This window comes from Adlercreutzia equolifaciens, assembly GCF_029076695.1.
GTDB classification, from domain to species: Bacteria; Actinomycetota; Coriobacteriia; order Coriobacteriales; family Eggerthellaceae; genus Adlercreutzia; species Adlercreutzia equolifaciens_A.
In genome coordinates this window covers 1-292 of sequence record NZ_JARFIK010000546.1, presented here as the reverse complement: position 1 = coordinate 292, position 292 = coordinate 1, and the positions used below count along the sequence as shown (strand labels likewise).

The following is a 292-nucleotide window of genomic DNA, read 5'->3' as shown; positions in this document are numbered from 1 at the left end:
GATATGTGCCGCGAGATCTTCGACCCGCGCTACGTGTACTGCTGGCACGGCAGCAATGACATGAACAACTGGCTGCTGCAGGTGGAATTCGACAAGAACATGTTCACCGGCAGTCCTCGCGTGGGCAAGGAGATCATGACCTCGGCCGCGCAGAATCTTACCAGCGTCACCCTGGAGCTGGGCGGGAAAAGCCCCGTCATTATTGCTGCCGACGCCGATGTAACGTGCGCCGCCGAGCGCGTGGCCTGGGGAAAGTGTCTGAACTCGGGACAAACCTGTGTGGGGCCCGATT

Annotated in this window: 1 protein-coding gene; it reads left to right on the top strand. The window is 60.3% G+C overall.

The genetic code is table 11. The features are described 5' to 3' along the window. Positions 1 to 292 (top strand): aldehyde dehydrogenase family protein (locus tag PZH32_RS13550; RefSeq protein WP_275208775.1); only part of this gene is annotated, 292 nt, incomplete at both ends.